Genomic DNA, 22,749 nt, shown 5'->3' with positions numbered 1-22,749 from the left:
GGCTTTTTCCTTTTAAAATAGCGTTCACATGTTATCTTATTTTTATCAGGCTGTCTGAAATTTGATTGCAGGATTTTTCATTGCTCATGACTGCTTTTACAAAGAATTAAGTTTTTTGGAATAGATTGTTTTTAAAATGCGGTTTTATTTTGGATGGATATCGTCATGAACCGTTTTCTTCAGACTTTGATTGTGGCCGCACCGATGGTAATTGCCGCGCCTTATGTGGCGGCGGAAACGCATCCTGCGCAAAAGCAGATGCAGCAGAATATTGATGCCGTGTTGAAAATTGCACGCAACACGTCTTTGACAGAAGCGCAACGAGTGAAACAGGTTGAGCAGTATGCCAACCGTTATCTGGACTATGAACGTATTTCGGCTTTGGCGGTTGGTGCGCCATGGCGTGAATTTTCTGCCAAACAGAAAACTGATTTTATCCGTGCATTCAAAGATATGGTGATTGCGATGTACTCGCATTCTGCACTGATTGGTGCGGCGGATGCGAATGTGCGCCTGTTGCCGAAGATGACGGCAAACGGTAATAAGTTTGATGTTTTCTCGGAAATTCAGACCAAAAAAGGCACTAAGTATGAAGTGGCCTACCAGCTTTACCAAAGCGGCGGTGCGTATAAGATTTACAACATCCGCGTGGACGGCACCAGCTTGGTAACGGTATACCGCAACCAATTTGGGGAGCTGATTAAGAGCAAAGGCATTGACGGTACGATTGCCACTGTCGAAGCCAAGGGCTTGAAGAAACAATAAGGCAGATTGATAAAAGGCCGTCTGAAACTTGTTTCAGACGGCCTTTTTGTATTACGGGCTGATTAGGCGCGTTTGCGGAATTCGCCGGTACGGGTATCGATTTCGACTTTGTCGCCGTTTTCGATGTAAGACATCACTTGGATTTCAGTGCCGCCGACCAGACGTGCGGTTTTCATTACTTTACCGGAGGTATCGCCTTTAACGGCAGGCTCGGTGTATTCAACTTCGCGAACGATGATAGTAGGCAATTCTACGGAGATTGGGTTGCCTTCGTAGAAAGTAACTTCGCATACGTCTTCCATGCCGTCAACGATGAATTTCAACGCGTCGCCGATGTTGTCAGCTTCGATTTCGTATTGGTTGAACTCTTCGTCCATGAAGACGTACATTGGGTCGGCAAAGTAGCTGTAAGTACAGTTTTTGCGGGACAGGATCACGACGTCGAATTTGTCGTCGGCTTTGTAAATGGTTTCAGTAGCGGCACCGGTCAGCAGGTTTTTCAGTTTCATGCTGACTTTGGCGGAAGAGCGGCCGCCTTTGATGTATTCGGTTTTTTGAACGACCATAGGATCGTTGCCGACCATGAATACGTTGCCGGCGCGCAGTTCTTGTGCTGTTTTCATTGTGGTTTTCCAATCAAATCGGTTGTAATAAAACGCGCTATTTTAGCGTATTTTTTTGTGCTTTGAAATAAAGGCGGCAAGTTTTTCGACGGCACTTTTTTGGGCAAAAAGTCCGTCCCGCCATTTTGCCGCGCTTTGGCGCCATTCGTTTTGATGTGCCGTCAGGGTTTGCCATGCCTGCAGGCGTTGGTTGTCGCTGAGTGCTTCGCCGTTGTTGAGTTCGTCGGAAAGGAGGCGGTGTGCTGTGGCGACAACATCCGGATAAATCTGATGCGCTTTGTCCCAAAACGCGTGCAGCTTGTCGAGGTGGATATTTTCTTCTTGCGGGTAGATGTGCCAAAAGAAAGGTTTTCCGGCGAGCTGGGCGCGAATAAAGCTGTCTTCGCCGCGTATGACGGCGCCGTCGGCAAGATTGAGCAGTTTATCGAAATCCTGTTGGGCAACGAAAGGGATTTTGATCAGGGTAATGTGTTCGCTCTGATACACATCGCCGTCTTCAAGCAGGGCATTTTGCGGCACTAGGTCGCCGTTTTTCAGGCTGGCGATGATTTGTGTACCTGCAAGCAGCAGGGTAATGGGTTGGTCGGCCTGTTGCCACATGGTCAGCCATTTTGCCCAGATATCGCTTTGATAGCCGAAAAGCAGCCATTCGGGCGCATTTTTTGTGGGAAGTTTGAGTTGTCGGCGTAAGTCTTCCGTATCAAATCCGGCAGATTCGGCGTAATCGCGTTCGCGCAGCAGGCCGCCGCTTTTTTCGCTGAAACCCATAAACCAAAAGTATTTCTGTATGCCGCCAGCTTGGGGCGAGGGCATCAAGTGCAGCCTCTCGTTGCTGTCTTCCGCGCTGAGGTATTCCCAGTTGAGCCAAAGCGGTCGGTGTCGGTGGATGATGGTTTGAACGTTGTCGGGTAGCTCGCAGGCGAAGGTTTCGATGACGATGTCGGGGGTAGGGGCTGTATCGGTATCTTCGGCATGATTGGCTTGCCAAGCGTGAATGCCGATGCCTTGATGGATATTGGGAATTGAGGCCAAGTCAGGGCAGAGTGCCTGAAGGGACGGGAAGTCGTCTGTCCACAAATGCACTTGCCAGCCGAGTTCGCGTTGCAAAACACGCGCCAGCCGCCATGAAACGCCGATGTCGCCGAAGTTGTCGATGACGTTGCAGAAAATCCAGCAGGTATAAGGTGGGGTGGTGTTCATGGAAAAATATGCCCAAGGCCGTCTGAAAACATCAGAATGCGCCGAAATAATGGAACAAATAAACAATCAGCAAAACAATCGGGATAAACATCAAAATGCTTTGCCGTTTCAATTCAGGCTCTTGTTTGAGGTGGTGTTTGATGACGTCAAAGAGGACGAATTTAAATAGGAACGTGGCTTCGCAGGCAAGGATGATGCCGTTGATGAGGTGTTGCGTTTTGTCTTCGGGCGGGTTGAGGGCAAACCACAAAAGGGTGGCAAACGGAATCAGGCAGACAACGAGCCAGCGCAGAAGGATGGGTTTGGACATGGTGTGCGTGCAAGAAATAAAAAGGGCATTATACCCTGTCGTCTTTCAGACAAGTGCAAATCAGGCTATCATTCGTTTTATTTGAAGCGAACATTTATCCCTATGCAAACCCAAGCCATCATCCGCCATATTGTTCAATGGCTCAAAGATTACGCCGAGCAGGCGCGTGCCAAAGGTTTTGTCGTCGGCGTATCCGGCGGCATCGATTCTGCAGTGGTTTCCACCCTTGCAGCGCAAACCGGTTTGTCGGTTTTGTTGTTGGAAATGCCGATTCGTCAGAAATCCGACCAAGTCAACCGCGCGCAAGAACACATGGGCCGTCTGAAACAGCGTTATCCGAATGTAAAAGCGCAAAGCGTCGATTTGACCCAAACTTTCGATACGTTTGCCGATACCGTCGACGTCAGCGAAACCGAATTTCCCAACAAACAGCTGGCACTTGCCAATGCACGCAGCCGCCTGCGCATGACGACGCTTTATTATTACGGCCAGCTACATGGTTTGCTGGTGGCGGGGACGGGCAACAAAATTGAGGATTTCGGCGTCGGTTTCTTCACCAAATACGGCGACGGCGGCGTGGACATCAGTCCGATTGCCGATTTGACCAAGACTCAAGTGTACGCGCTGGCAGCCGAGTTGGACGTATCGGAAGACATTCAAAAAGCCGTGCCGACAGACGGCCTTTGGGATACCGAGCGTACCGATGAAGAGCAAATGGGCGCATCTTATCCCGAACTCGAATGGGCGATGAGCGTGTACGGCAGCCACAAGCCTGAAGATTTTGAGGGCAGGCAGCGCGAAGTTTTGGCAATCTATACCCGATTGCACAAAGCCATGCAGCACAAAGTCAATCCGATTCCGGTTTGCAAGATTCCGGAAGAGCTGTTTTAAGTTTGACATCAAAAGGCCGTCTGAAAACGCTGGATTAAGGTTTTCAGACGGCCTTTTATATTTTATTTCAATAAGAATTGGGAATATGCTTGAAAAACAGCATCATCAGATACCAAAATAGCGTAGCGGCCGCCGCACCCAGCAATACCCATGCGCTGATTTTGGCGATTTCCCGAATGGTGCGCTTTTGTTTGCGGCTGAACAAACGGTTCACAATCAATGCCGCTATGGCGCAAAAGAAAAAAAATCGCAAAAGCCTGCCTATCATTTCACATTCTCCCAAAAATATTGCCTTTAATCAGGGCAGGCCGTCTGAAGCCTCATGCACAAAACAAAAACGAAACGTTATAATACCCCTTTTGCCGCTTCACTTGGAAATTACAAATGACAACAAATGCCTCAGTGGGCATTGTAACGCCCCAGAAAATCCCGTTTGACACACCGCTTGCTCTGGAAAACGGCAAAACCTTACCCCGTTTCGACCTAATGATTGAAACCTACGGCACACTCAATGCCGACAAAAGTAATGCCGTCCTGATCTGCCACGCCCTGTCAGGCAATCATCACGTTGCCGGCAAGCACAGTGCAGAGGATAAATACGCCGGTTGGTGGGACAATATGGTTGGCCCCGGCAAACCTATCGATACCGAACGCTTTTTTGTAGTCGGTTTGAACAACTTGGGCGGTTGCGACGGCAGTACCGGCCCTTTGTCCGAGAATCCTGAAACCGGCCGCGAATATGGTGCGGATTTCCCCGTTGTAACCGTCAAAGACTGGGTGAAGTCCCAATCCATGCTTGCCGATTATCTCGGTATTCAAAAATGGGCGGCCATTGTCGGCGGCAGCTTGGGCGGTATGCAGGCATTGCAATGGACGATTTCTTTGCCTGAACGCGTTGCCCACGCGCTCGTCATCGCTTCTGCGCCTAAACTTTCCACTCAAAACATCGCTTTTAACGATGTTGCCCGTCAGGCTATTTTGACCGATCCCGATTTCCATGAAGGCAATTACCGCAGCCATCATACCGTTCCTTCACGCGGTTTGCGTATCGCGCGCATGATGGGGCACATCACCTATCTTGCCGAAGACGGCTTGGGTAAAAAATTCGGCCGCGATTTAAAATCAGACGGCTATCAGTATGGCTACGGCGTTGAATTTGAAGTGGAATCTTATCTTCGCTATCAAGGCGATAAGTTTGTCGGCCGCTTTGATGCCAATACTTATCTGCTGATGACCAAGGCGCTTGACTACTTCGACCCGGCCGCCGATTACGGCCACAACCTCACGCGCGCCGTGGAGAATGTGCAGGCCAAGTTTTTTGTTGCCAGCTTCAGTACCGACTGGCGCTTCTCGCCGCAACGTTCGCATGAATTGGTCAAGGCATTAATCGCCGCGCAAAAATCCGTGCAATACATTGAAGTCAAATCCAATCACGGCCACGATGCGTTCTTGATGGAAGACGAAGCCTATATCCGCGCGGTTGCCGCTTACATGAACAACGTTTACAAGGACTGCCAAAAATGAATCTGCGCGACGATTTGCAACTCATTTACGATTGGATACCCGAAGGCAGCCGCGTACTCGATTTGGGCTGCGGCGACGGCGAGCTGTTGGCCGCGTTGGTGGAACATAAAAACTGCACCGGCTACGGTGTTGAAATCGATACCGACAGTGTGATTGCCGCTATATCCCGCGGCGTAAACGTCATTCAAGCCGATTTGGAAGAAGGCTTGGTGGCGTTTGGCGATCAAAGTTTTGATGTGATTGTCTTGAGCCAAACCATTCAGGCGATGCAGAATACGGAAAAAATCCTGCGCTGCCTGATGCGCGTGGCCAAACAGGCCATTGTCAGCTTCCCTAACTTCGGCTACTGGCGCAACCGCTTTCAAATCGCCATTGGCGGCCATATGCCGGTTTCCGAGCGGATGCCGTATCATTGGTACGATACGCCCAATATCCATTGGTGTACCCTTAAAGACTTTGATTTATTGTGCGCCAAAAACAAAATCCGCGTGCTTGAGCGTGCGGTCATGACGGGCAACCGACAGGTCAAACATCTGCCGAATTTATTGGGCAGTCTGGCGTTTTATCGCGTAGGTTGATTACGGTGAACAATAAAGGCCGTCTGAACAGGTAATCACGAAAGCATGGCTTTTGAGATAGCTGTTCAGACGGTCTTTTTTTGTTAAAGCCGATTTAAGCCTGTTTCAATTTTTCCAATAAGGCCAAACTGCCGGCATCGACCAGACGGTAGGTTTCGTCAAAGTCGCCTGTGTACCACGGATCGGGAACGTGGTTGTACCCTGAATCGGGGATCCTGAGATTTTCATCTCAAGCTCTATCAAAATAATTATTTTCTATATTAGAAAAGTGAGAATACAAGCACAGCCAAGGCTGCACCGATAACAGGTCCCACAACTGGAATCCAAGCATAAGACCAGTCTCCATCGCCTTTGTTTGGAATTGGCAAGATACTGTGCATGATACGAGGTCCAAGGTCACGCGCAGGGTTCAAGGCACAACCTGTTGTCCCACCTAGTGATAGACTAATACCGGCAATCAAAGTCCCCACTGCAAAGGTGCCGATACCTGCCTGAAAATCATAAAGCCCCAAAGCAAAGATTGTCAATACCAAAACAAAGGTGCCAAGGATTTCACTGATTAAGTTAGAAACTGTATCCTTGATGGCCGGTCCAGTACTGAAGGTTGCCAGGATATTGCCTGCATTTTCTTCTGCCTCATAATGCGGTTTGAATTGCAACCAAACCAAAATCTGACCCAGCATAGCCCCTGCGAACTGAGCTAGGATGTATGGGAAAACGGAAGCCCAAGGCAAACCACCTTTTAAGGCCACACCAATGGTCACAGCTGGGTTTAAATGAGCTGGACTGAGCTTGCCAGATACAAAGACCGCAACTGCAACCGCAATTCCCCAACCCATAGAAGTCACAATCCAACCTGCATTGTTGCTCTTGGTTTTAGGAAGAACCACACCTGCAACAACACCATTTCCTAGAAGAATCAGGATTAAAGTCCCCAAAAATTCTCCAAATAATTCATTCATCATCTTTCTGTCTCCATTAAAAAGAAGGAGAGGGTAGACTAGGAGTCCTGCCCTCCACCTCTTTTATTTTAATTCTGCTAAATCATTGTTAGCAAGAGCTGCTTCGACATCAGCACGGTAAGCGGCTTTTTCTTCTTCAGTCCAGTCATAGAATCGTCCCATTTCATTCAAAACTGGCTCAACGATGCTGTCCAAGCTATCACGCATGAAAAGCATGTGGTTGGTACGACGAAGGTCGGTCAGTTTGAAGATTTTGCCGGGGTGGAAACCGAGCTGTTTTTCAGTTTCTCTGAGATTGTTGTCGTCCATCACGATGATGTAGTCGAAATGTTCGGCATCGCTGGGTTTGATTTTGCTGCTGGTAAAGCCTGACGGGTCGATGCCGTGTTGCTTGAGCACGCGGCGCGTGCCTTCGTGCATGTCTTCCCCATCGTGCCAACCTGATGTGCCTGCGCTGGCCGTAATGATGGCATTGTCCATGCCTGCTTCGCGGGCGCGATGGCGCAGGACGTATTCGGCCATGGGGGAGCGGCAGATATTGCCGAGGCAGACGAAAAGGATTTTGTGGGTTTTCATATGCGTGAAAATGAGCGGTAAGGTTTGAAAATAAATGCAACACGCTAAACCGTTTTCAGACGGCCTTGGCGTGTTGCATTTTCAATTTAGTTTACATTGCTGAAGAAAGGATTATGGCCTTCCAGTTTCAACGCTTGGGCATAAGTAGGGATGTTCTCGTTTTCTCCCAGTGGGTTATGCAGCAGGTAGAGGTGCTCGATTCGGCATTCTGCCATCAGGTCGAGGAAGTTTTGCTGCACGATGGCGATATTGTCGGTTGAGGCCAGCTCCCAAGTGAAGGTCTGTGGAACGATTTCAAACGCGCTGTCTGTCGCGTTGAAGCTGAACTGGAGCTTACCGTCCGCTTTCGCTGCGGCAACAACGCCGACACGCGGGCTTTGCATACGGATGGCGCGGATGGCGTTGGTGGCAAAAACGTCCATGGCCATGCGTTGGCGGGTGTGGCTGCCGTCGGTAAGCGCGTCAAGCGGTGTATTGGGCGAGAGCGGGTTGGTAAAGAGGGTAACGCCGTCGAGGGCGAGATGTTCTTGCCAAACCTGCATCAATGGCAGACCTGCCTGTTGCAGGTTGAGGCCCAAGGCCGTCTGAATGTCTTTATTGCCGTAGCCCAGCGCGTAAACAACATGGACGGATTGACCTTCGGGCAGCATCAATGGTTTGTATTCGAATTTTTGCAGGAATGCGCCTGCCGCTTCATCGTTTTGCTTGGCTTGGAACCAGTCGCCCGGGGTAATGCTGCTCAAGTCGGTAGATTGGACGAGGTAAGGCAGCCATTGCGTGTTTTGCGTGAGGGTGCGCAGGTTGGGGTAGTTTTGCAGGCAGGCGAAGAGGGCTTCGGTAGGCAGTGTGAGCGGCAGGGTTTGTTCTTTTTTGCAACCGGCAACCAAAACGACAGGCAGGGCAAACCATTGGGCTTCGTTATCGTTTTCTGCCTTCAGGACTTCGCCCACGCTTTGAATCAGGCTGGTGTAAGTGCCGACATCTGGCGCCATGGTCATTGCCAATGAAAGGTTGATGTAATGGTTTTGGCTGAGCATGGTGCGGATTTCGGTTTGTAGTTGGCCAGCTGAAAGCTTGCGTGATGCGGAGGAGGAGTTGTGCGCCAGCTGATAGGCATTGAGCAGAAGGTAGTTTTTGATAGGGCTTTGCGGATAAGGGCGGGTATCGGGAAGAACAAAGGTTTTCATGACGGTTTGAAGTGTTGTGTTGTAAGTGTGGCGATTATAGCAATTTAGTCGGTTGGTGTGCTTGTTAATACATGAAATTCAAATGGCGATAGAGGATACGCTTCATTTCTACACGGTGTATGTATCGGCATTTTCTAAGATGAGGGGGCAAATGCCTGATGTGTTATAATCCATGACCAAACATAATTCAGAAAGGAACAAAATCATGCGCTTGCTTCATACTATGTTGCGTGTCGGCAATCTCGAACGCTCTTTGGATTTCTATCAAAACGTATTGAATATGCAACTGCTGCGCCGCCGCGATTATCCTGAAGGCCGTTTTACTTTGGCTTTTGTCGGTTATGGCGATGAGGCGGATCATACTGTTTTGGAACTGACCCACAACTGGGATACCGAGTCTTACGACTTGGGCGATGCTTACGGCCACATCGCGATTGAAGTCGATGATGCTTACGCCGCGTGCGAACGTGTCAAAGAGATGGGCGGCAAAGTGGTACGCGAAGCCGGCCCGATGAAACACGGCACGACTGTGATTGCGTTTGTCGAAGATCCGGACGGCTACAAAATCGAATTTATTCAAAAGAAAAGCGGTAGCGATTCGGTACAATATTCATCTTAAGACATAAGATAATGGAAAAGGCCGTCTGAATATTCAGACGGCCTTTTGTTTGATCAGCCCAACTGTTTTTGCTTTTCGCTCAACAGGGCGTGTACGTGAAGCGCGGTAGCGTAGCGGTCTTCTCCTGCTTCAATCGGATCGAGGAAATGCAGCTCGACCGTGCTGGAAGGCTGGCTGATGACCATGCAGATGGATTGCCAGAGGCTGATGTCGCCGTAGTAGGCAGTGTGCGGATTGGGGCTGCTGCCGTCCGGATTCGGGTAGCGGCAGAGCGCTGGAATAATCGGTACGCCTGCATCATAGGCCGTCTGAAAAAAGCTGGGTTTGAACGGCAGGATTTCACGGCCTTCGGTACTGGTACCTTCGGGGAAAATGGTGACGGTGTCGCCGTTTTTCAGTGCTTCGGTCACGCCTGCAATTTTGGCGGAGTTGCCTTTGATGCCGCGGTTGCGCGAGACGTAAACCGTTTGCGCCTGTGTGGCGAGATAACCGACCACCGGCCATTTGGCCACATCGTCTTTAGCTACAAAACGGCCGGGAAATGCGCCGTTAACCGCCATAATGTCCAACCATGAAATATGGTTGCTGATAATCAGCTGACCGCGATTTTCTTGCGGCGGCGTGCCGAAGGTTTGCAGTTTCATGCCGCAGGAAGCGAGCACGCGCAGCGACCATAATTGGATCGCGCGCAGTTTGCGTTTGCTGCTGTAAAAGGGAAACAGAAAAAACATTTCGGCCATGCCGTACAAAAGGCAGCCGGCAATACAGAGAAGACGGAAGATAAAACGGATTTTGGCAGTCATTGTGTGTGTTTTTATAAAGATTAGGTAGGCCGTCTGAAGTTTCAGACGGCCTTTTATTATGAATCGGTTTTAGGGGCAAAACGCTGCAAGTAGCGGTCGGAAAGGTGGCTGATGTCCATCATGATCAGCACATCCGCGCAGTTGAATGCTTCATCGACGCAAGGCTCGCCGCAGAACCACGCGCCTGCTTTGAGATAGCCTTTGATCAGTGCGGGTACAGGCGGATTTTCAGACGGCGTGATGCTGTCCCATTTGAGCGGGTTGAGCGGTTTGACGCGCCATTGTTCCGGAGCGAGGTATTTGTCTTTCAAAGCATGATACAGGCCGGCCGCATCGTTGCCGCCGTCGCGCATTTCGATACTGCCGCAACCAATCATAAAGCGCAGGTTTTCGTCTTTCATGAATTTGACCAAACCGGTCCACAACAGCATGACCAAGCCGCCGTTGCGGTAGTCCGGGTGAGTACAGGCGCGACCGAGTTCGACGGTTTGCGGCAGGATGTCTTTCAAAGGCTCAAGGTTGAATTCATGCTCGCTGTACCAGCCGCCGACTTTTTTTGCGGTTTCTTCGGTAATCAGGCGGTAGCAGCCGATTACCTCGCCGGTTGCATCGTCGAAGGCGAGCAGGTGGTGGCAATGTTCATCATAAGGATCGACATCGCGGCCGTCATCGCTTTCGATTTCCGCCCCCAATTCTTGGGCAAAAACTTGATAGCGCAATCTTTGGGCGGCTTCGATTTCAGCTTGGGTTTCTGCAAGGCGTACGCTCAGGCCGATTTTGGGGCCCGTTTGATTGAAACGGCTGGGGGACATGATGTTTCCTGTTTGAAGAAAATGGCTGATTATAGCGGATATACAGACAGATTTATATTGATTTGCTTTGCGGTAGGGCAAATTATGTCGGGTTGTTGGAAAAAGGCTTCAGGCCGTCTGAATTTGGCATGCGAAGCGGTAGAAGCGTAAAATCAACGTTTTTGCCGCTTTTTTTATTATGGAAACCTCTTTCCTGCTTGCCGGAAAAATTACCGAGCTGACGCTGATTGTTTTGATGGGCGTGGCCTTGGTGAAGGCAGGGCTGTTGAAATCGGAAAACAGCTACACGCTCTCCGTCATCGCGCTTTACCTGATCAGCCCGTCCGTCATGATTCATGCTTTTCAGATGGACAATACGCCGCAGATTATTGAAGGGCTGAAGCTTTCCGTCATGCTGGCGGTGTTTTTCCATGTGGTTTTGATTGTTTTGGGCAGGTTGTTTAAGCACTTGTTCAAACTCGATGCGCTCGAACACGCGGCGACGGTGTACAGTAATTCGGGCAACCTGATTATTCCTTTGGTGATGTCGGTCTTTGGTGCGGAATGGGTGATTTACACCAGCGGTTTTATCATGGTGCAGACGTTTTTGTTTTGGACACATCTGCGCCTGTTGATTTGCGGCCACGGTAATGTGGCTTGGAAAACCATTTTTACCAATATCAACATTTTATCCATGCTGGTCGGGCTGCTGATGTTTACCTTTCAAATCAAGCTGCCACATATTATTGATAATACTTTGGCGACGGTGGGCGGCATGATTGGCCCGGTTGCCATGTTGGTGGCGGGCATGCTTTTGGCCTCTTTGCCGCTACGCTCGATTATGTGGACGCCGAGGCTGTATCTTGTTGCTTTTTTAAGGCTGATTTTGATTCCGGTATTATTGCTTTTCGCCGTCAAAGTTTGTAATTTTGCCCATCATGATGCGCATGCGGATACGGTTGTTTTAATCAGCTTTTTGGCAACGACTTCGCCTGCCGCCTCGACGGTTACCCAAATGGCGGTTGTTTACGGTAAAAATGCCCAAAAAGCCAGCGCGATTTATGGGCTGACGACCTTGCTTTGTGTGGTAACCATGCCGGTGATGATTGCATTATATCGTTGGATTATTTAAGAAAAGGGCAGGCCGTCTGAAACTTTAGCCTTATGTTTCAGACGGCCTGTTTGTTATTTTAAATTTGAAAATAACTTTTATTATCAATTAATTAAACAATTAAAAAACTATACAAAGCTGATTGCTGCGTGTATCCTTACGCCTAACATTCATTCAATATAAATCTTTAAAGGAACACAGCCATGACCGACTTTACCCTTTGGGAAACCGCGCCTTTCAATTCTACGATTGACCATATCCTGCAACGTTATCACAACGTTCACCGCGCCCAGTTTGAAGAGTTGGTACCGCTGGCGCAAAAAGTGGCGCAGGTTCATGCCGATACTTTCCCTGCCGAAGTGGCCGATTTGTTGGCCTATATGCAAAACGAGCTGTTGATGCACATGATGAAAGAGGAACGCATGTTGTTCCCGATGATTAATCAGGGCGTGGGCCGTGGCGCGGCAATGCCCATCAGCGTGATGATGCACGAACATGAAGAACATGACCAAGCCATCGCGCGTCTGGAAGAGTTAACCAACAATTTTGAACTTCCCGAAGGCGCTTGCGGCAGCTGGACTCGTTTGTACACATTGGCCAAAGAGATGGTGGACGATTTGAAAGACCATATCCACTTAGAAAATGAAATTTTCTTCCCCCGCGTTTTGGCTTCTTAAAATTTGCGGTTAATCAAGGCCGTCTGAATGTTCAGACGGCCTATTCTTTAATCCCTTGCTAAGTTAGTACAATAGTTCTAAAATTTTAATAAAGAAATAAAATTAGGCAGTAAAGGCACACATCCGTTCTTTTGTTTACTTAAGAAGGAGTTTATGAATGAAACATTCTAAAGTTTTACTATCGGGTATTCTGTTTGCTGCTGTGACTGCGTGCGCCCAAACGACGGGCGGTGACTGGAGCGCCCTGCAGGACACGAAAACAGGCGTGCAGTCGCGGCCTTATTATGAATTTGGCAATGTACTTCAGAAGATTTCTTTTAAGCAAACCGGCAATCCGGAAAATGGTCTGAAAAAGCCTGTCTTGACGGTGTATCGTCAGGGCAAGCTGTTGGGCGAAGCATATAATTTGGAAGCCTATCATGGCACCCCCTTGTTGCCAACCCTGTTTTTGGTAAACGGCAAGTCATTAAATATCAATGACGGCAACGATAGAAAACTGTTGGCTTCTGCGAAGAGAATCGATTTTTACGATTTCGGCCACGGCCGGATCGGCCATGCAGTCTTTACCGCGCCTAACGGCATCTGTCAGGATATGAAACACGGCAAAGGCGTTTCCTACAAGCTGGTTACCAACTATATTGATTTTCCGGATTATCCTGCGCCTGAAAATATCTTGATTATTACTGCGCAAGGCAAATATGAGCAAGACGGCTTCATGTTGGATTCTACCGAGTCAAGGGTGACCAGTGCCAATAAAGAATTTGCCAGAAAATATGGTGAAGCCCTGAAATCTAAGAATGGCCCTGAGACCAGACAGGTAAACATGGCTAATGCAGCCAGTGCGGAAAAAGGCAGACTGTTGGCTGATTATGTATGTAGGTGATGAAATCAAAGGCCGTCTGAAATTCAGACGGCCTTTTTTTAATCATGAATGCATCTCTTGTTCAAACGACAGCAGAATCTGTTTCACTTCATCCACTTCTTTGACAGCGCGGATACGGTCGAACAATACCTGCGCCTGTTCAAACTCTTTTTTCATCATGCCCAGCCACTGTTTCAAACGGGCAACCGGATATTTGTTGTTGGCTTCTTTGGCAAGGCACAAGTCGAAGAATTGGACTATCCATGAGGAGACTTCGGCAAAGTCGGTGTCTTTCACTGTTTCGCCGTTTTCATATTGTTTGATTTGCCGAGCCAAGTCGGGACGGATAACCGCGCCGCGCCCGAGCATCACGCTGTCGCAGCCGCTGACGGTTTTAATATCGAGATAGTCTTGAAGGCTGAACACATCGCCGTTGGCGGTAACAGGAATACTGGCCGCATCGCGGATTTTGCGCACCCATTCCCAATGTGCCGGCGGTTCGTAGCCTTCGACTTTGGTGCGCGCATGGACGGTTAACGCGCATGCGCCGCCGTTTTCAATCGCGGAGGCGCATTCCAATGCCAGACTTTTGTCTTCATAACCAAGCCGCATCTTGGCAGTCAGCGGAATGTGTTGCGGCAGGCGTTGGCGCAGGGTGCGGACGATGTGGTAAATCAAGTCGGGCTCTTTGAGCAAGACCGCACCGCCTTTGTGTTTGTTGACCGTCGGCGCGGGGCAGCCGAAGTTGAGGTCGATTTTGTCCGCACCGAAACGCACGGCTTCCAAGGCGTTGACGGCCATGTTTTCCGCATCGCTGCCCAAAAGCTGGACAGTACAGGGCGTGCCGGCCGGCGTGCGGTTGGCATGGGCGATTTCGGGAACATATTTAAGCCAAGTGGCGCGTGAGTGGACCGTGTGCGTAATGCGGACAAATTCGCTGACGCATTCGTCAAATCCGCCGATGCGCGTCAACAGGTCGCGCATCACATCGTCCACCAGCCCCTGCATGGGGGCGAGAATAAGCTGCATGAGTCAGGCCGTCTGAAAAAAGGAGGACATATTGTAGCGGTATATCGGTTAAAATACAGCTTCCTTTTTCAGACGGCCTTTTTATGATGCACACAATTCCGGCAACCGCCGCCATGTTGGTAAAAAATTCAGAACGTTATCTTTCAGAAGTTTTGAGTGCACTGAAAGACTTTGACGAAGTCCTGCTGTTGGACAACGGCTCGACCGACCGTACTTTTGAAATTGCCAAGGGATTTTCCAATGTCAGCTATTACAAGCATGACTTTATCGGATTTGGCCCGATGAAAAATCTGGCGGCCAGACTGGCGCAAAACGATTGGATTTTCAGCATAGACAGCGATGAAGTGGCGGATGAGGCTTTAATCGAATCCATTCGTGCGGCCGTTTTGGAAAATGAGAAGGAGCATATTTTTTCACTTTCCCGTTTGAACCATTACCACGGCAGACTGATTAAAGGCTGCGGTTGGTATCCGGATATTATTCCGCGCCTTTACCATCGCAGATTTACCCGTTTTTCCGACCGTCAGGTGCATGAGTCTTTGGTGTTGCCGCAGGAAGCCAAGATGAAACAACTCGATGGCCGTCTGAAACATTATTCTTTTGAAAACGCCGAAGGGCTGATTCAAAAAATGCAGCAGTACAGCTCGCTGTATGCGGAAGAAAACCGCTTTAAGAAAGACAGTTCTCCGTTTAAGGCTTTGCTGCATGGCGGCGTATCGTTTGTGAAGAACTATCTGCTCAAGCGCGGTTTTGCCTATGGGGCGGACGGCCTGACGATTTCGGTGTCCAACGCGCAAGGTTCGTATTACAAATATGTCAAACTTTACGAGCGCAACCGCACGATAACCGTCTCCCTCATCATCACTACCTATAATCGTCCCGATGCTCTGGAGCTGGTGTTGAAATCGGCTTTATCGCAAACCCGTCTGCCGGATGAGATTATTGTCGCGGATGACGGCTCAAAGCAGGAAACCGCTGAAGTGGTCGATTTTATCCGCCGCAGAACAAGCATTCCGGTCAAACATTCATGGCAGCCGGATAGAGGCTTTCGTGCCGCCGAATCGCGCAACCGTGCGCTGGCGCAGGCGAAAAGCGATTATATTGTGTTGATTGACGGCGATATGATCTTGGATCCGTCTTTTATCGCCGATCATTTGAAGATTGCCCGCAAAGGCCGTCTGATACAGGGTTCCCGCGTGATTTTGGCTGAGGATAAAACACAGGATATTTTGGACGAAGGCGATTTGCCTGCTTTGTCCATGTTCAGCTCGGGAATAGAAAAACGGCTTTCCGCCCTGCGCTGCCGTTGTTTGGCCAAACTGGCAGGCCGAAAAGGCAACCGCAAACACAAAGGCATCAAAACTTGCAATATGGGCTTTTTCCGCAGCGATGCGCTGGCCGTCAACGGGTTTGACAATAGCTTTGTCGGTTGGGGCAGGGAAGATAGTGAATTTGTCGCCCGTTGCTATCATAACGGTATGAAACGCCATAATTTGAAATTTGCCGGCATTGCGTACCACCTCTGGCACAATGAGGCGGAACGTGATTCCTTGCCGCAAAACGATGCTTTGTTGGAGGCAACGTTGTCGGAACGCAAAATCCGCTGTGTTCATGGCGTATCGGATTTTATAAAAGATGAAGAAGTAACCGGGAAATAGCCTTATCATCTTTTTAAATCATAGAGGCCGTCTGAAAATTTTCAGACGGCCTCTTTTGTATTTTTAAAAACCTAGCGCTTAAATGAGAATATTATTTATTTGATGTAGATCAGTATGTATAATTAGGTAAAGTATGGTTAGGGAAGAGGGTTTACTCTATAATCCAACCGTTTGTAATTTTATTTCGGCGAAGGCCGGATTTTGGGAGTTGTGATGTCAACTATGTTTTTTATCCAGTTTGCTATTGTGCTGCTGTGTATCCTGATTGGTGCGCAGGTTGGCGGTATTGGTTTGGGCGTGCTCGGCGGTATCGGCTTGGCTGTATTGTCTTTTGGTTTCCATCTTCAACCGACCAGCCCGCCGATTGATGTGATGCTGATGATTATGGCGGTAGTGTCTGCCGCGGCGGCCATGCAGGCCAGCGGCGGTTTGGACTATATGATTAAGATTGCCACGCGCGTGTTGCACCGCAATCCGAAATACATCACCTTTATCGCGCCGGCGGTAACTTACACCTTTACCGTCTTGGCAGGTACAGGCCATGTGGCTTACTCGGTCTTGCCTGTGATTGCCGAAGTCAGTCGTCGCAATGGCATCCGTCCTTCCCGTCCGCTGACGATGGCGGTTATCGCTTCCCAATTTGCGATTGTCGCCAGCCCGATTGCCGCCGCCGTTGTTGCCTGCGTTACCATGCTTGAGCCGCAACACATCACGATGGCGGACGTGTTGAAAGTTACCGTTCCGTCCACGATTTTGGGTATCGGTTTGGCTTGCGTGTTTGTAAACAAACTGGGCAAAGAATTGAAAGACGATCCGCATTATCAGGCTTTGCTGAAAGACCCGAACTATGTGAAAGAATACATTGATGTGGAGGAGCAAAAAACCGATGTCACTATTTCGCCGAAAGCCAAATTGTCGGTCGGTATTTTCTTGACTGCGGCATTGCTGGTGGTAGTAATGGGTGCGCTGCCTGAGCTGCGTCCGGCTTTTGAACACGATGGCGCGATCAAGCCTATGGGCATGGCGCATACGATTGAAATTGTGATGTTGTCTGCTTCTGCGCTGATTATTTTGGCGTGTAAACCCAATGGCGATGCGATTACCCGAGGTTCGGTATTCCATGCCGGTATGCGAGCCGTGATTGCGGTGTTTGGCGTGGCTTGGTTGGGCGATACCTTGATGAACGGCCACTTAACAGAAGTGGAATCGACCGTCAGCCATTTGGTTGAATCTGCACCATGGACCTTTGCCTTTGCCCTGTTTGTCTTGTCGGTATTGGTCAATAGTCAAGGCGCGACAGTGGCAACGCTATTTCCAATCGCCATCAAACTGGGTATTCCTGCGCCCATCATTATCGGCACATTTGTTGCGGTAAACGGCTATTTCTTTATACCAAACTACGGTCCGATTATTGCCGCTATCGACTTCGATACAACCGGCTCGACCAAAATCGGCAAATTCATCTTCAACCACAGCTTCATGATTCCGGGCTTATTGAGCATGGCATTTAGTTTGGCGTTCGGTTTGTTGTTGGTTCAACTGTATTATTGATAGGCTGAAAAATGAAGGCCGTCTGAAATTAAATTTCAGACGGCCTTTTTGATATTGTTATTTGAGAGCTTAATTGCAGTATTTATTGACGTCGTTTTGGTATTGCTTAATCAGGCTGTCGCGATTGGCCAAGCGTGCGCTTTCGGCGACTTGGCGGTTGATTTTGGCGATTTTGCAGTTTTCCAGCTTGTTTTGTCGGTTTTGCTCTTCGATTTTTTTATTGCGCTCTTCGATTTGTTTGTTTTGTTCCGCAACCTGTTCGTTGGGCTGCTCGGCAACCGGCTCAGATGCCGCTACGGCAGGCGCAACAGCAGGTTTGACGTTGTGCGTGCGGATGTTGACCACGCCGGAACGCTTCGGTTGCAGACGGTTTGGCGTATCGGAATAGCTGTTGCCCGACGCGCCTTTCCAAGTGTAAACCTCGGCCGCGCCGGTCAGGGCGGCGGAAGAGAGAAGGGCTGCTGTCAGACAGGTTTTGAGTACGGAAGATTTCATGGGTTTCCCTTATGTAAATGATGTTCTCATGCGGCTTATTTTACTTGAAACTGCAATGCGTTGGCATATTTTTGTACGCCAAATCAAATCATGTAAAAAAATAACGTTAAAACGTGTATTGCCAATGTTAGCATCAAGCCGGTGTGATATAATGCCGTGCATCTTGCACAAACTGAAAGACCGAGCATCATGCGTATTGTAGAAAAAGCCTATACTTTCGACGACGTTTTGTTGGTTCCAGCGCACTCAAACGTGCTGCCTCGAGATGTCAAACTTCAAACCAAACTCACCCGCGATATCACGCTCAACCTCCCTCTACTTTCTGCTGCAATGGATACCGTTACCGAAGCGCGTCTGGCCATCTCTATGGCTCAAGAAGGCGGCATCGGCATTATCCATAAAAACATGACGCCGGAGTTGCAAGCGCGTGCCGTTTCCAAAGTGAAGCGCCATGAGAGCGGCGTGGTGAAAGATCCCGTTACCGTTGCGCCGACCGCATTGATCCGCGAAGTCTTGGAAATGCGCGCACAACGCAAACGCAAAATGTCCGGTCTGCCTGTTGTAGAAAACGGCAAAGTGGTCGGTATCGTGACCAACCGCGACCTACGTTTTGAAAACCGTGTCGATCTGCCGGTTTCTGCCATCATGACCCCCCGCGACCGTTTGGTTACCGTTTCTGAAGGTACCAGTATCGATGAAGCCCGCGAAATCATGCATGCGCACAAAGTTGAGCGCGTTTTGGTGTTGAACGACCAAGACGAACTCAAAGGTCTGATTACAGTTAAAGATATTCTGAAAACAACTGAGTTCCCTAATGCCAACAAAGATGCCGAAGGCCGTCTGCGCGTCGGTGCCGCGGTGGGTACCGGCGGCGATACCGAAGAGCGCGTCAAAGCATTGGTAGAAGCAGGCGTGGACGTAATTGTGGTCGATACTGCCCACGGTCATAGCCAAGGCGTTATCGATCGCGTGCGCTGGGTCAAAGAAACCTATCCGCACATCCAAGTCATCGGCGGCAACATCGCGACTGCTAAAGCTGCTTTGGATTTAGTCGCTGCCGGTGCGGATGCCGTTAAAGTCGGTATCGGTCCGGGCTCGATTTGTACGACCCGTATCGTGGCAGGCGTGGGCGTGCCTCAACTGACTGCGATTCACAATGTTTCCGAAGCCCTGAAAGGTACAGGCGTTCCCCTGATTGCCGACGGCGGTATCCGCTTCTCCGGCGATATTGCCAAAGCTCTGGCAGCAGGTGCATACAGCGTCATGCTGGGCGGTATGTTTGCCGGTACGGAAGAAGCACCGGGCGAAATCGAACTTTACCAAGGCCGCTCTTACAAGTCTTACCGCGGCATGGGTTCGTTGGGTGCGATGAGCCAAGGTTCAGCCGACCGCTACTTCCAGGACAAAACCGACAGCACAGACAAATATGTTCCTGAAGGCATCGAAGGCCGCGTTCCTTACAAAGGTCCGATTGTGAACATCATCCACCAGCTGACCGGCGGTCTGCGCTCCAGCATGGGTTACTTGGGTTGCGCCAATATTGCTGAAATGCATGAAAAAGCAGAATTTGTGGAAATCACTTCTGCCGGTATGAGCGAATCCCACGTTCACGACGTACAAATCACTAAAGAAGCGCCTAACTACCATCGTTAAACCAGTATAAAAAGGTCGTCTGAAAATATTTCAGACGACCTTTCTGTTTTTATAAGGTTTTAAAAATGAAGCAAATATTGCTTGCCGCTGTTTGGTCTGGTGTTCAGGTTGGGTATTTGCAGAACTTGCCGGATAAATTGGGAAGACAAACGCTTCACGCGCTCAAGCCAGAGTGCATCTGTTGAAATAATATGTATCAACTAGTACGTTCTGATCTAGGCGATTAAACCAAGTTTCAGACGGTCTTTTAAAAATCGTATTACAATAAGCCAAAATTGAAAACACATTCCATTATGTCCAAAAAAATCCTGATTATTACCCCAAGCTGGATTGGTGACTGCGTCATGACCCAACCGCTTTATCGCCGTTTGCATGAACTGCATCCCGGCAGCACTATTCATGCTTTTGCCCCCAAATGGTCGATGGCTGTATTTGAGCGTATGCCTGAAATCAACCGTGTGATGGAAAATCCGTTTGGACATGGTGCGTTGGAATTGAAAAAACGTTGGCGTATCGGGCGTGAATTGGGAAAAGAAGGCTATGATCAAGTGATTGTTTTGCCCGGTTCGCTCAAATCCGCCATCATTGCCTTGGCTACGGGCATCAAGCAGCGTACGGGCTACGTCGGCGAGTCGCGCTATTTTTTGCTGAACGATATCCGTAAGTTGGATAAGGCAGCATTGCCTCTGATGGTTGACCGCTATACTGCGCTGGCGCATCCGACCCAAGCGGATTTTAACGGGCATTCAGATAATCCCTGTTTCACGATTGATCCCGAAAGCCGTCAAGCCGCTTTGGCAAAACATGGTTTGACGACGGATAAACCGATTTTGGCATTTTGTCCCGGTGCGGAATATGGCCCGGCCAAGCGTTGGCCTGCGCGTCATTTTGCCGAACTTGGCCGCCGCTATTTGGCTGAAGGTTGGCAGGTTTGGCTGTTTGGTTCGCAAAAAGATTTCGATATTGCAGATGAAATCAACCGACTTTCAGACGGCCTGTGTACCAATCTTTGCGGCAAAACCAATCTTCCGGAGGCGATTGATCTGTTGTCTTGCGCCGATACGGTCGTGTGCAACGACAGCGGTCTGATGCACCTTGCGGCCGCGCTTGATCGGAAATTGGTTGCGGTTTACGGCTCATCCAGCCCTGACCATACGCCGCCTCTAAGCCAAAAGGCAAAAATCGTCAGTTTGAATTTGGATTGCTCGCCTTGTTTCAAGCGAGAATGTCCGTTGGGGCATACGGATTGTTTGAACAAGCTGACGCCGGATAGGGTACAAAAAGCGGCGGAAGAGCTGGCTCGTTCGGCGTAATCCAATAAAGACTAGATGGAAAACAGCAAAGGGTGGATTTGAATCTGCCCTTTTGATTTTTGTTTTTTTATTTTTTAACAAAAGGCCGTCTGAAAATCATATTTCAGACGGCCTTTTTTGGTTTCAATATATCCGATTATTTTTGATGCAGATTGTAAACGTATTCTACTTCTTCGCGGCTGCCCATGAATACGGCAACACGTTGGTGCAGGCCGGTAGGTTGGATGTCGAGCATGGCTTCGATGGCGTTGTTTGATGCGCCGTCGGCTTGTTCCATAAGCAGGCTCATCGGGTTGGCTTCGTACATCAGGCGCAGTTTGCCCGGTTTGGATGGGTCGCGTTTGTCTTGCGGATACATGAATACGCCGCCGCGCATCAGGATGCGGTGGATTTCGGCAACCATGCTGGCTACCCAGCGCATATTGTAGTTTTTGCCGCGTACGCCGGTTTCGCCTGCCAGCAATTCGTCAATGTATTGTTGAACAGGGGCGAACCAATGTCTTTGGTTGGACATATTGATGGCGAATTCTTTAGTAGATTCTGGAACGCGCGGATTTTCTTTGGTCAGCAGGAATTGGTTGGCATCGTCCAGAGTGAAGACGAACACGCCATGACCGACAGTCAGTACCAGTTGTGTTTGCGGACCGTATAAAACATAGCCTGCAGCCACTTGGTCGCGGCCTTTTTGCAGGAAGGATTCGGTAGTCAATGCGCCTTCTGGTTTCGCCAAAATGGAGAAAATGGTGCCGACGGAGATGTTGACGTCGATATTGGAAGAGCCGTCCAACGGGTCAAACAATACCAAATAGCCGCCGTTTTCGTGCGTGGCGACATAGGTGTCTTCTTCTTCGCTGGCAAGGCCTGCGATGTTGGCATTGGCTTTTAAAACATCAATCATGATGTTGTTGGCGATGACATCGAGTTTCTTTTGGTCTTCGCCTTGGATGTTGCCGGTACCTGCCATACCCAAAACGCCGGAAAGTGCGCCGAGGCGGACTTTGGCGTTGATATCCAAACAGGCGGCGGCTACGGATTCCAATACGCTGGCCAGCTCTTGCGGCAGTTTGTGTTCGGGCAGGTGTTGGGCTAAGAATTGGTTCAATGTATTCATGGTTTCACTCTTTTCCTAAGTTTGAATCGAATATTTTTCAATTTCAGGCCGTCTGAAAACGGCGTGTTCATTTGGTTTTGCTGTCGGCCATGCCTAAAACTTCTTTAGTGCAGGCGATGCTGGTGTCTTTGATGCGTTTTTTCAGCTCGTCGCTCATGGAGTCGCTGCCGCCCAAAAGCGAGGTCGCTTCTTCAGGATTGATTTGGTCGACTGTTTTTTCGCCGATACAGCGGCAGATTTTTTCAGTGGTCGCGGAATCAAACGGGCTTTTTCCTGCGGCTTTTTCTACGCAGGCTTCGGTTGCCGAGCGGACAAATTCGGTGCGGAAACTTTGGGTAAATTCTTCTTTAAATTCGTTTTTTACTGATTCGCTGCACGCGCAAAGCAGGAGCGTGCAGGCTAGGGGTGTGCGTATATTCATGAGTGGACGGCCGTTAATTGTTATGTTGTGAATTGTAGT

Annotated in this window: 25 protein-coding genes and 1 pseudogene; 12 read left to right on the top strand and 14 right to left on the bottom strand. The window is 49.4% G+C overall.

What is annotated here, in order from left to right; genetic code table 11:
- Positions 1–165: 165 nt before the first annotated feature.
- Positions 166–765, top strand: a complete 600-nt coding sequence (locus tag CYJ98_RS04925) for an MlaC/ttg2D family ABC transporter substrate-binding protein (protein WP_070813915.1) — start codon at positions 166–168, stop codon at positions 763–765.
- Between the two features lie 62 nt (positions 766–827).
- On the opposite strand, the gene efp is transcribed toward CYJ98_RS04925, so the two are convergent.
- The 3 genes from efp to CYJ98_RS04910 are packed head-to-tail and all read right to left on the bottom strand — an operon-like array spanning position 828 to position 2,898.
- Complete coding sequence (gene efp, locus CYJ98_RS04920; RefSeq protein WP_003747153.1) at positions 828–1,388, bottom strand: elongation factor P; 561 nt, start codon at positions 1,386–1,388, stop codon at positions 828–830.
- A gap of 42 nt (positions 1,389–1,430) precedes the next feature.
- On the bottom strand, positions 1,431–2,588 hold the full coding sequence (earP, locus tag CYJ98_RS04915) for an elongation factor P maturation arginine rhamnosyltransferase EarP (RefSeq protein WP_101755563.1): 1,158 nt from the start codon (positions 2,586–2,588) through the stop codon (positions 1,431–1,433).
- Between the two features lie 31 nt (positions 2,589–2,619).
- Positions 2,620–2,898: a hypothetical protein gene (locus tag CYJ98_RS04910; protein ID WP_101755562.1), complete on the bottom strand. Its 279-nt coding sequence runs from the start codon at positions 2,896–2,898 to the stop codon at positions 2,620–2,622.
- A 102-nt stretch (positions 2,899–3,000) separates the two neighbouring features.
- Between CYJ98_RS04910 and nadE the strand changes: the two genes are divergently transcribed.
- A complete protein-coding gene (nadE, locus tag CYJ98_RS04905) occupies positions 3,001–3,789 on the top strand; it encodes an NAD(+) synthase (RefSeq protein ID WP_070813917.1) in 789 nt (262 codons plus the stop codon).
- A 67-nt stretch (positions 3,790–3,856) separates the two neighbouring features.
- Here the strand turns inward: nadE and CYJ98_RS04900 are convergent, their stop codons facing one another.
- Entirely contained in the window at positions 3,857–4,057 is a 201-nt protein-coding gene (locus tag CYJ98_RS04900) for a protein MIGRI (protein ID WP_003682450.1), read from the bottom strand.
- 116 nt (positions 4,058–4,173) lie between these two features.
- Here CYJ98_RS04900 and metX point away from each other — a divergent pair, with 116 nt between their 5' ends.
- The gene (metX, locus tag CYJ98_RS04895) at positions 4,174–5,313 is read left to right on the top strand and encodes a homoserine O-succinyltransferase MetX (RefSeq protein ID WP_070584201.1); all 1,140 of its coding nucleotides are present in this window, start codon (positions 4,174–4,176) and stop codon (positions 5,311–5,313) included.
- Positions 5,310–5,891, top strand: a complete 582-nt coding sequence (gene metW, locus CYJ98_RS04890; protein WP_049329691.1) for a methionine biosynthesis protein MetW — start codon at positions 5,310–5,312, stop codon at positions 5,889–5,891. Before metX ends, metW begins: the two co-directional genes overlap by 4 nt.
- A gap of 94 nt (positions 5,892–5,985) precedes the next feature.
- On the opposite strand, the pseudogene CYJ98_RS04885 reads toward metW, so the two are convergent.
- The 4 genes and pseudogenes from CYJ98_RS04885 to CYJ98_RS04870 all read right to left on the bottom strand — a co-directional run.
- Positions 5,986–6,105: pseudogene (locus tag CYJ98_RS04885) on the bottom strand (low molecular weight phosphotyrosine protein phosphatase); the annotation flags it as partial.
- Between the two features lie 46 nt (positions 6,106–6,151).
- Positions 6,152–6,856 (bottom strand): MIP/aquaporin family protein, encoded by a 705-nt coding sequence (locus CYJ98_RS04880; RefSeq protein WP_101755561.1) that lies wholly within the window; start codon positions 6,854–6,856, stop codon positions 6,152–6,154.
- A 60-nt stretch (positions 6,857–6,916) separates the two neighbouring features.
- Positions 6,917–7,429: a low molecular weight protein-tyrosine-phosphatase gene (locus CYJ98_RS04875; protein ID WP_167382861.1), complete on the bottom strand. Its 513-nt coding sequence runs from the start codon at positions 7,427–7,429 to the stop codon at positions 6,917–6,919.
- 86 nt (positions 7,430–7,515) lie between these two features.
- The gene (locus CYJ98_RS04870) at positions 7,516–8,616 is read right to left on the bottom strand and encodes a conjugal transfer protein (RefSeq protein ID WP_070734790.1); all 1,101 of its coding nucleotides are present in this window, start codon (positions 8,614–8,616) and stop codon (positions 7,516–7,518) included.
- Between the two features lie 205 nt (positions 8,617–8,821).
- Between CYJ98_RS04870 and gloA the strand changes: the two genes are divergently transcribed.
- A complete protein-coding gene (gloA, locus tag CYJ98_RS04865) occupies positions 8,822–9,235 on the top strand; it encodes a lactoylglutathione lyase (RefSeq protein WP_003685011.1) in 414 nt (137 codons plus the stop codon).
- A gap of 53 nt (positions 9,236–9,288) precedes the next feature.
- Here the strand turns inward: gloA and CYJ98_RS04860 are convergent, their stop codons facing one another.
- Both CYJ98_RS04860 and CYJ98_RS04855 read right to left on the bottom strand, forming a co-directional pair.
- Positions 9,289–10,038, bottom strand: a complete 750-nt coding sequence (locus CYJ98_RS04860; RefSeq protein ID WP_101755560.1) for a lysophospholipid acyltransferase family protein — start codon at positions 10,036–10,038, stop codon at positions 9,289–9,291.
- A gap of 56 nt (positions 10,039–10,094) precedes the next feature.
- Complete coding sequence (locus CYJ98_RS04855) at positions 10,095–10,850, bottom strand: GNAT family N-acetyltransferase (RefSeq protein WP_101755559.1); 756 nt, start codon at positions 10,848–10,850, stop codon at positions 10,095–10,097.
- Between the two features lie 178 nt (positions 10,851–11,028).
- Here CYJ98_RS04855 and CYJ98_RS04850 point away from each other — a divergent pair, with 178 nt between their 5' ends.
- The 3 genes from CYJ98_RS04850 (at position 11,029) to CYJ98_RS04840 (ending at position 13,500) form a co-directional block, all read left to right on the top strand.
- Positions 11,029–11,961 carry an AEC family transporter gene (locus CYJ98_RS04850; RefSeq protein WP_101755558.1) on the top strand — a complete coding sequence of 311 codons (933 nt, stop codon included), beginning with the start codon at positions 11,029–11,031 and terminating at the stop codon, positions 11,959–11,961.
- 182 nt (positions 11,962–12,143) lie between these two features.
- On the top strand, positions 12,144–12,617 hold the full coding sequence (gene dnrN, locus CYJ98_RS04845) for an iron-sulfur cluster repair protein DnrN (RefSeq protein ID WP_003681045.1): 474 nt from the start codon (positions 12,144–12,146) through the stop codon (positions 12,615–12,617).
- Positions 12,618–12,774: 157 nt separating this feature from the next.
- Positions 12,775–13,500: a hypothetical protein gene (locus CYJ98_RS04840; RefSeq protein ID WP_101755557.1), complete on the top strand. Its 726-nt coding sequence runs from the start codon at positions 12,775–12,777 to the stop codon at positions 13,498–13,500.
- 42 nt (positions 13,501–13,542) lie between these two features.
- Here the strand turns inward: CYJ98_RS04840 and CYJ98_RS04835 are convergent, their stop codons facing one another.
- Positions 13,543–14,508: a tRNA dihydrouridine synthase gene (locus tag CYJ98_RS04835; protein ID WP_101755556.1), complete on the bottom strand. Its 966-nt coding sequence runs from the start codon at positions 14,506–14,508 to the stop codon at positions 13,543–13,545.
- Positions 14,509–14,591: 83 nt separating this feature from the next.
- Between CYJ98_RS04835 and CYJ98_RS04830 the strand changes: the two genes are divergently transcribed.
- Both CYJ98_RS04830 and CYJ98_RS04825 read left to right on the top strand, forming a co-directional pair.
- Positions 14,592–16,166: a glycosyltransferase family 2 protein gene (locus tag CYJ98_RS04830; RefSeq protein WP_101755555.1), complete on the top strand. Its 1,575-nt coding sequence runs from the start codon at positions 14,592–14,594 to the stop codon at positions 16,164–16,166.
- A gap of 222 nt (positions 16,167–16,388) precedes the next feature.
- Positions 16,389–17,717, top strand: coding sequence for an anaerobic C4-dicarboxylate transporter family protein (locus tag CYJ98_RS04825; RefSeq protein ID WP_070646848.1), 1,329 nt, complete (start codon positions 16,389–16,391; stop codon positions 17,715–17,717).
- Between the two features lie 69 nt (positions 17,718–17,786).
- On the opposite strand, the gene CYJ98_RS04820 is transcribed toward CYJ98_RS04825, so the two are convergent.
- Entirely contained in the window at positions 17,787–18,212 is a 426-nt protein-coding gene (locus CYJ98_RS04820) for a DUF4124 domain-containing protein (RefSeq protein WP_070712610.1), read from the bottom strand.
- A 189-nt stretch (positions 18,213–18,401) separates the two neighbouring features.
- Between CYJ98_RS04820 and guaB the strand changes: the two genes are divergently transcribed.
- Positions 18,402–19,865: an IMP dehydrogenase gene (gene guaB / locus CYJ98_RS04815; protein ID WP_101755554.1), complete on the top strand. Its 1,464-nt coding sequence runs from the start codon at positions 18,402–18,404 to the stop codon at positions 19,863–19,865.
- 293 nt (positions 19,866–20,158) lie between these two features.
- Complete coding sequence (waaF, locus tag CYJ98_RS04810) at positions 20,159–21,178, top strand: lipopolysaccharide heptosyltransferase II (RefSeq protein ID WP_101755553.1); 1,020 nt, start codon at positions 20,159–20,161, stop codon at positions 21,176–21,178.
- A 136-nt stretch (positions 21,179–21,314) separates the two neighbouring features.
- Here waaF and CYJ98_RS04805 read toward each other — a convergent pair whose 3' ends face one another.
- Both CYJ98_RS04805 and CYJ98_RS04800 read right to left on the bottom strand, forming a co-directional pair.
- Complete coding sequence (locus tag CYJ98_RS04805) at positions 21,315–22,289, bottom strand: class 1 fructose-bisphosphatase (protein WP_101755552.1); 975 nt, start codon at positions 22,287–22,289, stop codon at positions 21,315–21,317.
- A gap of 67 nt (positions 22,290–22,356) precedes the next feature.
- A complete protein-coding gene (locus CYJ98_RS04800) occupies positions 22,357–22,710 on the bottom strand; it encodes a hypothetical protein (RefSeq protein ID WP_101755551.1) in 354 nt (117 codons plus the stop codon).
- Positions 22,711–22,749 lie beyond the last annotated feature (39 nt).

The sequence above is a fragment of the Neisseria perflava genome (assembly GCF_002863305.2).
Lineage (GTDB): Bacteria > Pseudomonadota > Gammaproteobacteria > Burkholderiales > Neisseriaceae > Neisseria > Neisseria perflava_A.
Note: the sequence above shows the minus strand (reverse complement) of the source record. Positions and strands in the feature narration are given on the sequence as shown.